The organism is Mesorhizobium sp. 128a (genome assembly GCF_053848025.1).
The window spans coordinates 57,141-72,159 of sequence record NZ_JBSPKY010000007.1; the positions used below are offsets into that span (position 1 = coordinate 57,141).

A 15,019-nucleotide genomic window follows, 5' to 3' on the forward strand; every position below is an offset into this window, starting at 1 on the left:
CCGCTCCTCATATCCAGCGCGTACGACAGGGCGCTTGCGGATCAATTTGGGCAGAACGTGTCACCGTTGACCCAATGGTGTTGCGCAAGCACCATCCCTGCGATGTGGTTCAGTTTTGGCCCTCTCGGCCGCCCCACTACTGCAGGTGATCGACCCGGCGGATTAAACGGCAGGTTCAAAGAGAGCGTTGCCTACCCGATTGTCCAAGACGCTGGCGTCCTCGTCGTCGCCGGTAGATGCAGATGTGATCTCAAAGAGCCAATCGACGGCCCGAGAGGCTTGCGCCGCGGCGACAAAGATAGCGCGCGGGTCCTCGCGCAGGAGCGGCAACCAGCTGGCGATGTATGAGGCATGGTTTTGATGCGGTACAATGGCCTGGCCAAGTCCGGCCAGCAAAAACGCTGATCCCAGTTCCGCAATGAGTTCTTCGGCGGCATAGGACCGTTTGCCAAATCGGGAGGAGAGGTCGCGCGACAATCGCGTTTTCGCGCCGGTCCAATGCACGAGCTCGTGCCCCAAGGTGGCCATATATCCCTCGGGATCTTTGAAGCGACTTTTCTCTGGCAGACAAATTTCATCCGACGAAGGGCTGTAGAAGGCTTGCGTGCCTCCAAAGCGAATAGCGGCCCGTGTTTTTCCGACGAATTCGTCGAAGTCTTCGGTAATCCAGCGACTAGCAAGGGTTGGTTCCGCTTCATGTTTCACTCCGTCGACCTGATCGCTGTTAAAAACGACCGACGAGCGCAAAACGTAGCGGCGTTCGGCGGCGCGGTCTTGGTCCACGCTTACTACACCTGCGGGTTCGATTTCCTTGTAAAAGAGAACGAGGCTTCCCTTTTCGCCCTTTCGCACTTGCGCGCCCTGAGCTTGCCACTGTCGGTAAGTGGCCCATCTGTGATCGGCGAAGCCCAGCGTCGCGGCGGCGCACCAGAGGTTCAGAATATTGATGCCGCGATAGCGATGGCCGGTTGTGCCGTTGATGGGTAAACCGCCCTTTGATCCATGCCATGGGCAGATCCAGTCACCACCATTAGTGTGCGCGATCTGTGCCAGCACTGCATCTGTGACCTGACGATATAAGCCGCCGACCATGGCCGAAACCTCCAACGTTTGACGTCAGTAGGTTCAGTCGTGCGTTGCGCGTGTTGCCTGATCGGTCGCTTGTAGCCAATCGAAGACCCCGGCCGGTCTATCGTGGCGATGTTTGAGGGCTCGAGTATATACATCCCCGTTCCAAAATCGAGGGCTTGCCATCGCGTCGACCCCACCGGCGAAACGGTAAATACGGGAAAAATTACGTATATTATTGAGTTTGTTAATTGCCACTAAGGCAACGAATTAACGTCCTCAACAATTGGTCTGTATGGACGAAAACACGAAATTGCCGCCGCCTGATATGCGGGTCTGTGAACCCGATGTGCCCGCCTCGGCTGAAACCGTCAACTCATTACCGGCGCTGGAATCAGGGGGGAGTTCCGTAGCTCCACCGCCATCCATCGATGAGAATGATCCCATCGTATGGGTGACGCAGTACTTGCGCTATCATGGTCTCGAAATTCTCTACGATGGCTCGATTGCAAAGAGTGATCGACAGGCGGGCGCAAGGCGCCCAGAAACTATTGCTGAAGTACTGGCGAAAGAGGAGGCAACGACTGCGGATTTGGTCGACCAAATGGTCTTGTTCGCCAAGCGAGAGGGTCACCCCTTCAAAAGATCAATGATTGCGACCGCTTGTCGACAAATAGTGAAGCGTGAAAAGGGCGCGAGGCGGCTAACGGTGCTTGGGCCTCTTATCCAGCGCGAACTGAACGTCGATGAGATTGCAAGAGCGCGAGCGCAATGGGCAGATGTCGGGATGCTGTTCGAAATGGATTCGAATTTGAGCGTCGCCATAGTTCAGCACTTTATCTGGCAGGTGAAGATGAAAGCGCTTGGAAGGCCCATCCAGCACCACTTGATGCCGATTATCTGGAGTTCGCTCCAAGGATCCGGAAAATCGACGTTTGTGAAGGATTTTGTCGGACCACTTCGCGAGCTCGCGGCATTCGCATTTTTGACCGATATCGCCGATACGCGCGCCGGCCAAATATTCAGTTTCCCTGCGGTTGTAGTGGATGACATGCAGGAGCTCGAGGCACGGTTGCTGGCCGTCCTCAAATCACTGATGACGTTGGAGGTAGCAACGAACAGGGCCCTCCATACATCGTTCACTGCGCGCCACCTTGTCCGCTCTACATTCATTGGGACGGCCAACAAACCCATTCAACATCTAGTTCGCGACGAAACTGGAAGCCGTCGTTTTGCGATGCTGCCATTTCGCAACGGCTGCGTCGAGAAGGGTGGTGATGAGCGGGTCTGGAAGATCGTAAAATCACTCGACTACGATTTGCTGTGGCGCTCGGTATCAGAATTGGACCCTGCGCCGATCAAAGCGGTGCTTGCGCAGCTACACCGGCATCAAGGCTCGTTTGTTCCCGAGAGCCGCGTCGTGTCATGGCTAAAAAGGCTAGACATCAATTCGAAAGAAATCCGCGGCATCGTCTATAGAGCTGGTGCAAAGGCCGGTCCCTTGCACGAGCTTTACATTAAGCAGACCGGACATGACATTAGTGCTCAGAAGTTTTCTCAGGAGGTCTTGACGAACTGCGGAGATCCAGATGTCCCCTTCGAAGGACGGACAACGAACAACAAGTGCTCCATATACGTATTCAAGAGCCGCACGGTTGACCCGGACGGATCAACAACGTCACCTTCACCACCTTCACCACCTTCACCACCTTCACCACCTTCACCACCTTCACCACCTTCACCACCTTCACCACCGTCGCAACCGGAACTGCAACATCGAGGCCTAGATGCCGGTAAAGTTGATCAATTGGGGTGATCGCCGGTGAGTCTTGCGGAAAAACATCGCCCAGACCGATTTTCCAAAGTGGTGGGCCAGCCGAAGGTCATCAGATACCTCTCGGCGGTGGTGCTGTCTTCCAGCGAGCCTAAACACTTGCTTTTATGTGGGTCCCATGCCTCCGGGAAGACGACGCTTGCTAAGATCTACGCCAAGGCGCTGAATTGCTCCAACGTTGACAGCGAAGGCTCGCCTTGCAACGAGTGTGTTTTTTGTACGCATCCCGAACAATATCTGTTCGAATATGACGTCCCTGGCCAAGGCGGCGAGAAGGCTGATATCGCGGCTTGGCTCGAAGGACGAGATCAAACGCCGGTCGATCACCGAACTACCGTCTTTTTTTTTGATGAAGCGCACGCCCTCTCGTGGGAGGCTGATGATAGCCTTCTGAAAAGGATCGAGAACGCTCCTAAAGGGGTCGCGTTCGTGTTCGCGACCACGGAGCCGTCGCGCCTGAAGGTAGCATTACGTTCCCGCCTGGCGCGCCTAGAGGTGCGGGCGCTCCCCGTCGACGATGCCGTCTCTTTGCTGCGCTCCGTGGCTGACCACGAACGGATTGAATACGACGTTGACGGCCTAGCGCTGTTGGCCGTCATCAAGCGCGGTTATCCGCGTGACTTGTTGATAGCCCTCGAGCAAGTGCGCGGCTTGGGCAATTCCGTGACCCCTGTGACGGTCAAAGAGATATTTGGGCTTGAGCAAACTGCTTGGCTTGTTCAACTCTTTTCGGCATTTGCAAGCGGTGACGAAGCCAGGCAGCACGAGGTTCTTTCGGGATGGCACGATGAGATTCGGGTCAAGATCGATTGGATTCGCGTCTTTCTAACGGCAATCCTTTACCGCGATATTCATGGCCTTGATGTCGTCATTGATCCGGTCACGTACGCGGTCAAGGACAGCGGCGCGGCGATTGTCGACGGCTTCTGTCGTCGGCTAGGCCTTTCGTCTGTTCAACAAGTGCTGCCTTTTTGGGAGCGCCTGCTGTCATTCTGGGACCGACCTGTGTCGAATGATCAGGTCGAATTGCAGCTCCGGATGGCGTTATTCCAAGACCTGGTCAACCGTCGTCTAACTGAGGTATCCACTGGCACCGCCGCACAGTCGTCACATCCCTCAAGCCTTGAACATGAGAACGGCAGCAATGTCGATAGCAGTCTCCGACGCGACCGACGCCGAGACCACACAGACGCCGATCTCCTACAACTAGTGCCTGCTGATCAAGCCTTGGGCGACCGACAAAGTCTAAGCCTGATGGATGTTCGCGAAATCATCAACAGAGCCAGTTGGTTTACCCAATCGACTGGCTGCCGGGTGAACGCGGCGTTTGAAATATGGCAATCATCCGCCGGCATCGAGCGCGACATTACCGTCAAATTCATCGAAAACTTTATTAGCGACCTGTGGCCCGGATCATCCGACTTACCGCGGATGACCGCGTCAATTGTAGTCCTGGAAGCCGGCGATTTTGATATGCTCACCGGCTATATTTGCGCCCATATCGAGGGGCTGGACGACAGCCACGCCCGCTCAAGACTGCTGGATTGGTGTGGCCGGTTCGGCGAAGGGCATCCCAACGGTAGTGCGCATGGGATCGACGTAAACCTTCCCGAAGATCACGCAGGCATGAAATTTCACTGGAAGGAGGTGCTGAACCTCTGCGCTGGACTTGGGGGAGATGCCTTTGTAGGCGGCGACCAAGCCGAAGAACTTCTACAAGCCATAGGGGTGAAGGAAAACGAATGGCGCGAACCCGTTGGGTTACCGTTTCCAGTTCTCCATTTTCACGGCCTAATGGCCAACGCGGCCATTGATGAAGCGAAGGCATACGGTATGGAGTTCCTATCTGCTTTTGACGACCAGGCTTGGCCTCAACTGCGCCGGGAATGGGAATTGAAAGAGTACAAAGACCGCATCAAAGAACGCGACTACCGTCGTCAGCAGCAGGCAGAACTACGGATATTTGACGCCGACCCGCAACGGCTCAAGGCGGAACGAGAGCGGCTTCAGGCGGGGTGGCCTGAAGCAAAACGTCGACGCCGGTCTTGGAAAATTTGGTGGAGGGCGCTGCCGTGAATTCGATGCTTGACGTCGAATTTCTCGCTAACCCCTCATTACCGTCTCGCGTCCTGGTTTACCGGACGCGAACTGGCATTTTGCGTCGTCGTGTAAAGGAAAGCTTACGTGTTTTGTATGGCACGATTGGCTTTGAACTTTACCCTTGCAAGGTGTCAGAAATAAAAATGGCGGGGAGCGGCCGAATGCTCATTCCCGCCGCTTATTTCTGCGATATTTCGGGTGCCGTCGACGACGAATCAGTGGTTTCCACGATCAAGCATCCAATGACGGAAAACGTCGTGATATTTGCCGATAGCAGGTGCCGGATTTTCTCGGACCAATCATGGCTAGACAGCGACGGCGTCTTATTGCTTACAGAACCGCTTTTGAAAACGGAAGTGATCTCCCCAAAAGTCTGGGATTTCTTGAAAGCGAACTGCAACTTGGCTTCGATTGATGCTTTGGGCCACCCGGGCCTCAAAAGCCGCTTCGAATCTTATATTGCTGGCGCTGGCCTGACACTACCAGAAATCATGCATGCATTCGATATGTATGTGGCGGTGCACTTCGACGCATTTGGGCAGTTAGTCGGAGAGCCAGACAAAAAGAAAATTGCGCGAGAGCGCAGTCTCCTTGCTGGGCCGCTGGCTTCTTATGTGCACGATCCGCAGGCGAACCATCGCGCTGACGTCATTCGCGCCGTCGATCTGCGGCTCAGGCACGGTGTGTCTAAAACGTCAATAGTGGACGAGCTGCACCAGCTTAGCGTGATGATGATCAGGAAGCGCCTTGAAGGCTCAACAAGCGGGTCCGCCAAATTAGACCTTTCGCTCTGGGCAACCCTGGTTATGGCGTGGACTTTGAGTCTCCAAGGCGCCGCAGGCGAGGCCGCCGGGGAGGGCGCGCGTTCTGACACGTTTGTCGCCACCGTGGAGCAGATGTTACGTGACTACCATAATCGATGCCAACTGACCGGCCGCGATCGTATTGCCGGCCTCTGGTCCCTTTTGGACGACGCCAGAACAGCTTTTTTCCAAGACGACGAGGGCGAGGGCGAACCGAGCCTGTGGCATTGCTTGGTAGATCTGCTTGGCGAAGACGAGGCTTACGAACCAAGATGGATTACACGCCTTCGGGTCGGCCTAAACGCGTGGCGAATCCCGGTGGTTACGCATGCTGAAAACCGAATAGATCCAACGCCGGCAAAAATGGCGCAGTCGTTCGACGACATCATTGGGCATCGTGTGATTGCAAATGCCATCAAAAGTCGTTTTGCCCGGGGCGAGCATCCGCCCCTGTGCCTTCATGGACCGGATGGTGTGGGCAAGGAGACGCTGGCTTTGGTCTACGCCAAGGCGTTTCTCTGTGAGTCACGCTCAAAACAGTCGCATATTGCGTGTGGTCGATGCTCGGCCTGCAAAGCTGTTGACAGGGGCAGCTTTGACCTCATTCGGCTCGATGGAAGAGCCAAAGAAGGCGACCCGGGGAACATAAGAGCCTGGCTGAGATTAATGAAATTTCGGTCGCAAGGAAACGGAAGAGTGGTCATTATTCAGAATGCTGAGCGGGCGGCTGAGCTGATCGACACGCTCCTGAAAACCATTGAGAGAAGCGCCAAGGACACTTTGTTTATAATTTGCGCTCGGGACTTATCGGGGTTGAGCGTGACAGGGGTCTCTCGGTGTGAGGTGCATCGATTGGCCCCCCTCGGTTATGAGGATGCGACTAAGCTCGCGTCGCGCTTCTGCCAGCAAAAAAGGATGACTGATCCTGATGTGCTCGAGTTGCTGCTCGAAAAGGGTTGCGGCTTGCCAGGGACGCTTGCTCAAGCGAGTGCGGCAATCGCTGGCGAAAATGCCTTTGCCGTGGAAGACGCAACCAAAGCTCTAGATCGCGACTGGATTCCGGATGCCATAGCCGATTGGGCATCAATGCTCCAATCTGAGGCGCCGCACACCCGCGGTTATCTATCGCTCTTGCAAAAGACCAATCCACGCTTGGTGCTCGAGCGAATAAGGGCGGTCCTATTCCATTTGGCGGACCGAAATCTCGACAGCACTCGTCGGTCGCCCTCCTGGCGGCCTCACGTCACGGGGCTTCAATGCTTGATGCATTTGTTGCGGGATCGAGCCACGACACAGGAGAAAAGCTATCCGGAGTTATGGAGCGCGTTAGCTGATTTTTGGGGCCAAGATCATTCGGATTTCACTGGCATCAACAATGCTATGGAGGAGACGCTGCTGATCGTTAGGGCTCAGCCTGCAGGCGAGGCTTAGACTTGCGTCGTTTTCGGTTGGTCCATAGATGCCCGACTTTATTCGCGAGCACAGTAACCTCGTTTGGACCCATTTGTTTTTAACGGCACAGCTCTGGTCGTCAAGTCGCTTGGTTGCGTCTTCAGCCACGAAACGTGCAGCAATCCGTAGCCGATCTCATGCGGTCCCGTCGAGCCACACCTTTCCAAGGTCAATTTCAAAGGTCGGGTGCATGGCATAGCCCCTGACATGCTTTGTCGCGTGGTTGAACAAAGAAAGCCAATAAGGCTGAATTATAATACCTGACTCTTGGAGAAGTTTTTCGATATCCTGCATTAGAGCTTTGCGCTTCTTGACATCCGCCAACGTCAAAGCCGCGTCCACCTTTTGGTCGAATTCCGGGTTGGTCCACCCCGTCTCATTCCATGCTGCTCCACTGCGGTAGGCAAGCACCATCGTCTGTATTCCTAACGGCCGATGATTCCAGTCTGTTATCGAAAGAGGGTATTTCAACCAATCGTTATAAAATGTGCTGATTGGTACAATCGTACGCCTCACCTTGAATCCGGCGTCACGCCACTGTGCGGCAATCGCGTCACCGGTGTTCTTGTGCCAATCCTCGTCACTACTAATGATATCGTGTTCGAAATCCATCAGCCCAGCTTCGGCCATAAGCCGCCTGGCTGCTTCGAGGTCCCGTTTCTTTTCCGGGACGGGATAAAAATCGGGTTGTAATGGTGCAACATGATAATTCGCGGCAATGGTGCCGTCGCCATTGACGGCAAGTTTTAGCACAGCACCATTGTTGACCGCCAACTGCAGGGCATTGCGCACACGCTGATCATTGTAGGGTTTAGCGGCGACGTGAGTACGGCACACCACTGTGCTCGCCGTTTGAGATGCAGACTTAACCAAACCAAGGCTATCCAATATGGATACATAATCCGCGTACGTTTGATAGTTTGCATCAACTTCGCCTGATTCGAAAGCACTCGTAAGAGCGGAGGGATCGCTACCATAGTCGATGAATTGCACTCCGTTCAAATACACTTCACCGCCCCACCAGCTGCCGTTTGTTCGACGCTTCAGGACGGCCTTTTGGCCCACCTCCCATGAAATCAGTTCGAACGGACCTGTGCCGACAGGATGCACAACGATATTGGACCCGTTTTTATCGTAGTCGCGATGAACTATGAGCGCGGGATAGTCAGCGAGGCTGGGAATGATGGTAATGTCGGGTTTTGGCAGCTTCAGTTTAATCGTGTAGTCGTCAACTTTTATGATGGTGCCATCGCTTGCCCTGCCTGTCGTTTGATCGATAAGCGTGGCCATTCGTCCGGCCATCGAGTTTCCAGGCACGTCTCGTTCGCACCAGCGCAGCAGGTTGAACATCACATCATCTGCAGTGAAGTCGTCACCATTGTTCCACTTGACGCCCTTCCGCAAATGAAGAACGTACTCGGTCGCCTCTTCATTTGTATCCCAACTTTCCAAAAGCTTGGGTTCAAATGTATACTCCGTGGTGTACTTAACCAAAGGTTCCAGGAATTGTCGGTAGATGTTTGCTATTTCAGAATAGTCATTTACGCGCGGGTCCTTCGCGCCATAAACCACCATGGCAATTCGCAGTATCCCACCCTTCTTGGGAGTTTCTTCCGCCTGCGCAGCCGGCACTGCACCCAGCATCGAATAGGCCATCGCAGTCGAGGCGCCAAAGACTGAAGCGAGTGCTAGGAATTCGCGCCGATCCATCCCGCCCATTTTTACATCGTCGGAGAGGCCGTCGAAGAGCTTGGGCATAGCCTTGCCATGCCTATTGAAATAACCCATCTGAACCTCCAAGAGTATTATGGACCGCAGCTTGAACGCGCACAGGTAGCCCCGTTACGGCAGCGTCAAAAAGTGCTCAAATGTTGATTTCGAACGACAGCCGCCGCAAACTTCCCGGAAGTACCGATAAACTCTTGCCTGACGGGAGGTTGGGGGCAGTGGAGAGTTCCTACCTACTCCTCCTATTTCGGATACGCTAGCGAGCAGGGAACAACAAAACAACCGGACAAAAAGTCATGCTCCGCAGGACTAAATGTTATAAGAAAACAGTGGCTCTTCGCGCAACTGATTTGCCCTTGCCGCGGTAGCCCTCAGGTATTTTACAGCCGTCGCCGGCTTAAACGGGAGCGGTCTATGCTTCGTGATTAAAGCGGAACCGGTCAGATAAAAAAACGGCCGTTGGCTATGACATGGCCGAGCGGAATGTCGGACGTGGCTGTTTATCGAGGGAGATGTCGGCCACCCGACCGCACGTGGACGCTTTATGAGAAATCGAGGGGGCGTTCGGCTTCGATTGATGGTCGGGATAGAAAGTGCCCATTGTCATTTCGCCAATTTGTTGTCGTGGTTGCCATGGGCTTCTAGGCGCGATTCAAGGGGCTCCACGCGCTGAAAATATGCATTTCAGTTCCGCTCGGAGCCCAGGAGATGAATATGAAAATGACGAGGCTCAAGAGAGCCCTTCCGGCGGGATTGTCTTTGCCACCATCAGGACCGGCGAACTCGCGAATTTGCGGAAAAGTTGCAATCACTGAAATAACCTGGCGCCCGGCACCAAGGCGCGGGCTCGATAGACCTCGTATACAATGGTCAGACCCCGGTGTCGCGCGACAAATACCCTATGCCAATATACCCCAGCAAGCGAGGAAGTTGGTCGATCATGTCAGATTTGAACATGCGAGGGATCTGAGCGAAGACTTCGGGGATATCAAAACTGTTTTCTGACAGGGCGAACGCGAGCGGGATTTTTCGCCGCAAGAGATTTTCTGCCACGACGAAGCATTCTTCGCCATGGATGCAGACGCTCAGGATGGCCGCATCGATTTCGCAGTACATCGCCACATCGAGCGCATCCTCAAGTGTCCCGGCGGGATGGTAGACATCCGCTGCTGCCGCCACCAAGGCGTTACTCAGCGAAAATGCAAACGACAGGTCGTCGTCGGCGATCAAAACTTTTGGCCTTGATCCCGGGAACGCTTGGGGGTTGGCAGGCGCGTCGCGGACACGTGGCAGGTGCTTAAGTGTTTCGCGCATTGGGAAACAACTCCTCGGCGTTTTCATGCATGAGCCGTCGGATCAGCTCTGGGACGCCCGCCCGGTCAATCCAGCCATGGCTGACAACCTGGGCAAGAGCCGCTGTGATTCCCTTGCGGGCAATAATGCTATGACCGACAATGTTTTCGACGATGGAATAATCACCGCCGAAGGTGAGAACCTTGTGGCAAGGGACGGAAACCAAGAACTCGGCAAGGAAACGAACGCAGGCTTGGGGATTGATGATCCATGCCCAGCACATGTCGACGTACGCGTTCTTGTAGTGCTTGCAAAGGGCCAGGTATTCGTCTTGGTAAGGATAGCCGATGTGCATGAGCACGAAGCGTATACCTGGATAGGTCTGGAGTAGATTGCAGATGTCACTTGCGTTCTGGTGCACCTGCGCAAGCGGCATGAAGTCGGAACCGGCCTGATACCCGGTGTGAATTTTCACTGGCAGTCCGTACTCCTGCGCTTTCCCCAGGCAGTAGTGCACGAGGTAATCTTCAAGCGCCTGATACCCGTCTGGACCAATAAAAGGGCGGTCGGAGATCATCGTCGCGAAGAAGCGCTCTGCGGTGTGTCGGCTGACATCTTGGAATTTCAGCCGCCGGTAATAGGCGCCCACATACTTAACTGACACAGCCTGCCGGCCAAAACGCTCGAAATATTGATCAATCGCTGCGAGCCATTCTGTCAGGCTTCCGATCTGGACGTTGAGCTCTTGTTGCACCTTACGGATGTCGGTCAGACTGCAGCGGCTCAACTCCATGATACTAATGTCATTCTGGAGCAGTTGGGGCTGCTCTGTCTCCATGTAGACCATTTCAAGGGAATTCACATGGCATTGCGAGAGACGGCATACATCCTTCAAAATGTGAGTATAGAAGCCCGGGCGTCGCATTTCTTGATAACGGGCGGACAGTTGCTCGACATTGTGTCGGCTGAACGCATCAATGTCGTATAGCTCGCGAAGGGTGAGACTCAACGCTCTGGCGTAACCAGTGTGTTGCACAGTAGCCCAATACGGCTGCACGATCGTAAACTTCGCCTGCGCCGGGGTATCGGGATCATAGAACCGTTGGCTCTCGGCGGTCGTCATACCCGCACAGGAAAGGTCGTCTTGCAGGTAGTTTTTGAACAGCAGCGACCAGTCATCGCAAGGCAATATGCCATCAAAATGCGGGCTTGTGCGCCGCGACTCCTCCACGAGGTGCTCATGGGTGTCGGCTAGGACGGTGTGCTTGACCTGTTCCCAAATCCAGCCGGATACTTCCGTTTCAATCAAGACGACCTCCGCGAAAAGCATTGGGCGGAAGGAAGCCCGCGCTGGCCAGGCTCCATCCGCACGTCAAACACAAGATATGCAGCCGTCCGTCAGGCTCGAAAGCGGGTCTCACGGCGTTCGGTTAGCTACATCCGTGACCACAGCTTGCCGCCGGTGGCCCAATTGTTAGGCGTATATTCGTCAAAAACGACGTGGATCTGCTCCGGCCGAAGATTCATCTTCTGAACGAAGAGGTTTGTTATTTCGGCAGCGATCTCCGTCTTTTTGTCGTCATCCGATTTGAACGTCTCGATATGAATAACGGGCATGGGCTTGTCCTCTGTTAAGTGGAGTTGTCGCGGCTATCTTCACAAGGCCTAAAATTCGGCGATTGGATCACCGAACAGACTGGGATCGATCGTCAATCCCAGCCCGGGGCCTTTGGAGACTGGAATATGTCCATCAATGACTTGTAATGGATTTCGCGGATCATAATGACTGTCTTCCGAGATGGTTTGCACCCAACTGCACCCCTCAAAAAGGTCGGGCCGGACGGTTGCACCGAGATGTGTGCAAGCGGATCCAATGATGTCGCCGCCCCACGCATCATCACTTGTGTGCGGAAGGGAACGGGCCTCGCAGATATCTCTGAAAGTCGCCATCGGCTTCAAGCCGCCGATACGGGTGACCTTCATACCGAAGCCGTCGCACAAACCGCTTCCGATCGCCTGAATGACAGTGTTGAGGTCCACGCCGCTTTCATCAAGATAAATGGGATGCCGAACCTTCGACCGGATCACACCGATTTCCTCGATCGTGTTGCAAGGCTGCTCAAGCACGAACTGCAGGTCTTCACACTTTTGACTGAGAAAAATGGCGTCCCTCGTGGTGAGGTTACGGTTGCCGTCAACCGCCCAGCGCATACCCTTGGGTAGGACCTCGCCCACCTTGCGTAGGACCTCAATATCTTCTTCAACTGGCCGGCCCCCGATCTTGGTCTGGATACGCACATAGCCGCCGGCACCGGCGTCCTTTGCCAGACGCACGGCTTCGTCAGAGCTGGTGATTCCAATGAAAAAATAAAAAGGCACTCGCTCCGTCGCGATGCCGCCGAGCAGCTCGGCCACCCGCTTGCCGGTTTTCTTTCCAAGCAAGTCATGCGCGGCAATATCGATGGCTGCCTTTGCATAGGAGTGTCCGGTGAGCAGTGCATCCATCTTACGGTGGAGCAAGACGGGCTCGAGCGGCGCCCCAATAAGACCGGGGCCCATTTCGGTCAAGGCAGCACGAGCGCCGAGCGAATGACTTGCCGAATAGATCGGGCCAATAGGGCAAGTTTCACCCCATCCGGTTAGGCCGTCATCCGAAGTAAGTTCAACGATGGTTGAATCGACGTCGGAGATCGTAGCCTTTCCAACCTTGTATTTTCCCCCGGGAATGGAAAACCGTTTATGGAAGACGCGCAGACGCTTTATCTTCATAAAATCCCCCTCTTGCCACACGTAGGCCGTGGTAGCGCCCTGGATCCTTGGCTCGAAATGAACGGCGAGAAGACTCCTAGGCGCGAGCTATAAGGAATCGGGAAATCCACTTCAAATGAGTATTGGTAGGTATGCCAAATGACCTAAAGTTATGATTGGACACGGTGTGGCGAACCGTTCCGGTTCAAGCTTCCTGCACGAAATGGCCATGACTTTAGTTTGTCACGCCCATGACTTTTTAGGAGCTTGCGGCCCGGCGAGATGCGGCCCTAGATCAAGACCAGTACCGATCCGATTGGTCACGGCGACACCGATATAATGGGCAATCAATAAATGAAGCATGCGGGGAAAGTTGTTGTAATAACCGGGGCTACCTCCGGCATCGGCGAAGCCGTCGTCAAGGCATTTGCCGAAGCCGGTGCCTCCCTGGTCTTGGTGGGTCGTGACCAAGCGCGCGGTGAGGCAGTCCGCGCTGTTGCAATGAGTTTTGGCAGTCCTGCGGAGTTGTTGCTCGGTGACGTTGCAGATCCGGCTTTTGCAGAACAGGTCATCACCGCGACACTGGAGCGGTTTGGGAAGCTTGATGTGCTGGTCAACAGCGCCGGTATAATTCGCCGTGGCAATGCGGTCGAGACCTCGAATGATGACTGGAGCGATACGTTCAAGGCCAACGTTGATGGCGTATTTTATTTCAGCCGCGCCGCAGTCAAAACCATGCGTCAGACCGGCGGGGGAAGCATCGTCAACATCGCCTCTAATGTCGGCCTTGTCGGGTGCCCCGGCTTGGCCGCCTATTGTGCCTCAAAGGGAGCGGTTGTCCTTCTGACACAGGCAATGGCCCTCGACCATGCGAAAGAGGGCATTACCATCAACGCAATTTGCCCCGGAGCGGTCGATACGCCGATGTTGGTGTCGGCACATTCCAAGCCGGTTTCGGCTCAAGAAGTGCTCCAACGGAACCGCGATTCCACGCCTCAGGGACGGGTCGCCAAGGCATCGGAAGTCGCAAGCCTAGCGGTATTTCTATCGAGTGAGGATGCCGGGCACATTACCGGTGTCGCAATACCCATCGATGGCGGCTTCACAGCAGGATAGGAGTCACCAATGGTTCAAAGGCTGTCGAACAAGGTCGCTGTCGTTACCGGGGGGAACCGGGGTATTGGTCGGGCAATCGCGGAGATATTGGCCGCCGAAGGTGCCAACGTTGCGGTAGGCGATCTTCCCAATCCGAAATCGACACCTACTGTGGCGGAACGAATTCTCCCGTTGCCTCTTGACGTCACGGACGAATATTCGATTCGCGCATTTGTCGACGAGGTGATCGTGCGTTATGGCAAGATCGATATCCTCGTGAACAATGCCGGCATGGTCATTCACAAATCGCTTGAGGACCAAACCGCTGAGGATTGGGACCGGCTTATGGCCGTCAACCTGCGCGGGCCCTTCCTTATGGCGAAGTACATTGCCCCGGAAATGAGGCGTAACGGATCGGGCTCGATCATAAACATCGGCTCTGTTGAGGGCCATATGGTCAATCCCTGGCATACGGCTTACGCCGCTACCAAGGCTGGCGTCCACGGGCTAACTCTTGGCTTGGCGGTGGATCTCGGTCCGGACGGCATCAGGTGCAACACTGTTTGTCCGGGCTGGATTGATACGGATCTCAACAGGGCCTACCTCGAGATGCACCCCGACCGCACGCTAGTCGAGCGCGAGTTGGGAGAATTGCATCCCGTCGGCCGGATCGGTTCTCCCGTGGATATAGCCCAGGCAGTTTTGTGGCTGGCAAGCGACGATTCGAGCTTTGTCAGTGGCGAAAGAATCTCCGTCGACGGCGCTCGGACAAAGAAAATCCCCCTTCCAGCAATACTGGACGAAGAGTATCGCGCCAAACTTACTAGGCCGGTGGCGGCTGCATCGGCGGCCGAACTCTAGCCGCTAACAGCCGGATGAATTCTGCGCCAGAGCGGCC

The 15,019-nt window shown here is 54.9% G+C and carries 11 protein-coding genes; 5 read left to right on the plus strand and 6 right to left on the minus strand.

Features of this window, described 5'->3' with window-relative positions:
- Positions 1-162: 162 nt before the first annotated feature.
- Positions 163-1,092 (minus strand): ArdC family protein, encoded by a 930-nt coding sequence (locus tag ACWTU9_RS13900; protein WP_455858757.1) that lies wholly within the window; start codon positions 1,090-1,092, stop codon positions 163-165.
- Between the two features lie 271 nt (positions 1,093-1,363).
- Between ACWTU9_RS13900 and ACWTU9_RS13905 the strand changes: the two genes are divergently transcribed.
- From ACWTU9_RS13905 to ACWTU9_RS13915, 3 genes are all read left to right on the plus strand, one after another.
- Entirely contained in the window at positions 1,364-2,884 is a 1,521-nt protein-coding gene (locus ACWTU9_RS13905; RefSeq protein WP_455858758.1) for a VapE domain-containing protein, read from the plus strand.
- Positions 2,885-2,890: 6 nt separating this feature from the next.
- Positions 2,891-4,978: an AAA family ATPase gene (locus ACWTU9_RS13910; protein ID WP_455858759.1), complete on the plus strand. Its 2,088-nt coding sequence runs from the start codon at positions 2,891-2,893 to the stop codon at positions 4,976-4,978.
- 185 nt (positions 4,979-5,163) lie between these two features.
- Entirely contained in the window at positions 5,164-7,236 is a 2,073-nt protein-coding gene (locus ACWTU9_RS13915) for a hypothetical protein (protein WP_455858760.1), read from the plus strand.
- A 156-nt stretch (positions 7,237-7,392) separates the two neighbouring features.
- Here the strand turns inward: ACWTU9_RS13915 and ACWTU9_RS13920 are convergent, their stop codons facing one another.
- The 5 genes from ACWTU9_RS13920 to ACWTU9_RS13940 all read right to left on the minus strand — a co-directional run bounded on the left by ACWTU9_RS13920 (position 7,393) and on the right by ACWTU9_RS13940 (position 13,047).
- Positions 7,393-9,045 (minus strand): ABC transporter substrate-binding protein, encoded by a 1,653-nt coding sequence (locus tag ACWTU9_RS13920; protein ID WP_455858761.1) that lies wholly within the window; start codon positions 9,043-9,045, stop codon positions 7,393-7,395.
- A gap of 810 nt (positions 9,046-9,855) precedes the next feature.
- A complete protein-coding gene (locus ACWTU9_RS13925; protein ID WP_455858762.1) occupies positions 9,856-10,299 on the minus strand; it encodes a hypothetical protein in 444 nt (147 codons plus the stop codon).
- Complete coding sequence (locus ACWTU9_RS13930) at positions 10,283-11,587, minus strand: amidohydrolase family protein (RefSeq protein WP_455858763.1); 1,305 nt, start codon at positions 11,585-11,587, stop codon at positions 10,283-10,285. The genes ACWTU9_RS13925 and ACWTU9_RS13930 overlap by 17 nt, the downstream gene beginning before the upstream one ends.
- A gap of 125 nt (positions 11,588-11,712) precedes the next feature.
- Positions 11,713-11,895: a tautomerase family protein gene (locus ACWTU9_RS13935; RefSeq protein WP_455858764.1), complete on the minus strand. Its 183-nt coding sequence runs from the start codon at positions 11,893-11,895 to the stop codon at positions 11,713-11,715.
- A gap of 48 nt (positions 11,896-11,943) precedes the next feature.
- The gene (locus ACWTU9_RS13940; RefSeq protein WP_455858765.1) at positions 11,944-13,047 is read right to left on the minus strand and encodes a mandelate racemase/muconate lactonizing enzyme family protein; all 1,104 of its coding nucleotides are present in this window, start codon (positions 13,045-13,047) and stop codon (positions 11,944-11,946) included.
- A gap of 333 nt (positions 13,048-13,380) precedes the next feature.
- Here ACWTU9_RS13940 and ACWTU9_RS13945 point away from each other — a divergent pair, with 333 nt between their 5' ends.
- Together ACWTU9_RS13945 and ACWTU9_RS13950 are read left to right on the plus strand one after the other, a co-directional pair.
- The gene (locus tag ACWTU9_RS13945) at positions 13,381-14,142 is read left to right on the plus strand and encodes an SDR family NAD(P)-dependent oxidoreductase (protein WP_455858766.1); all 762 of its coding nucleotides are present in this window, start codon (positions 13,381-13,383) and stop codon (positions 14,140-14,142) included.
- A 9-nt stretch (positions 14,143-14,151) separates the two neighbouring features.
- Positions 14,152-14,982, plus strand: coding sequence for an SDR family NAD(P)-dependent oxidoreductase (locus tag ACWTU9_RS13950; protein ID WP_455858767.1), 831 nt, complete (start codon positions 14,152-14,154; stop codon positions 14,980-14,982).
- Positions 14,983-15,019 lie beyond the last annotated feature (37 nt).

What these genes read in the sequence shown, in the direction of transcription:
- ACWTU9_RS13945 (WP_455858766.1), top strand. Translation starts at nt 13,381, where the DNA reads ATGAAGCATGCGGGGAAAGTTGTTGTAATAACCGGGGCTACCTCCGGC.
- ACWTU9_RS13920 (WP_455858761.1), bottom strand. Translation starts at nt 9,045, where the DNA reads ATGGGTTATTTCAATAGGCATGGCAAGGCTATGCCCAAGCTCTTCGAC.
- ACWTU9_RS13900 (WP_455858757.1), bottom strand. Translation starts at nt 1,092, where the DNA reads ATGGTCGGCGGCTTATATCGTCAGGTCACAGATGCAGTGCTGGCACAG.
- ACWTU9_RS13950 (WP_455858767.1), top strand. Translation starts at nt 14,152, where the DNA reads ATGGTTCAAAGGCTGTCGAACAAGGTCGCTGTCGTTACCGGGGGGAAC.
- ACWTU9_RS13905 (WP_455858758.1), top strand. Translation starts at nt 1,364, where the DNA reads ATGGACGAAAACACGAAATTGCCGCCGCCTGATATGCGGGTCTGTGAA.
- ACWTU9_RS13925 (WP_455858762.1), bottom strand. Translation starts at nt 10,299, where the DNA reads ATGCGCGAAACACTTAAGCACCTGCCACGTGTCCGCGACGCGCCTGCC.
- ACWTU9_RS13915 (WP_455858760.1), top strand. Translation starts at nt 5,164, where the DNA reads ATGCTCATTCCCGCCGCTTATTTCTGCGATATTTCGGGTGCCGTCGAC.
- ACWTU9_RS13935 (WP_455858764.1), bottom strand. Translation starts at nt 11,895, where the DNA reads ATGCCCGTTATTCATATCGAGACGTTCAAATCGGATGACGACAAAAAG.
- ACWTU9_RS13940 (WP_455858765.1), bottom strand. Translation starts at nt 13,047, where the DNA reads ATGAAGATAAAGCGTCTGCGCGTCTTCCATAAACGGTTTTCCATTCCC.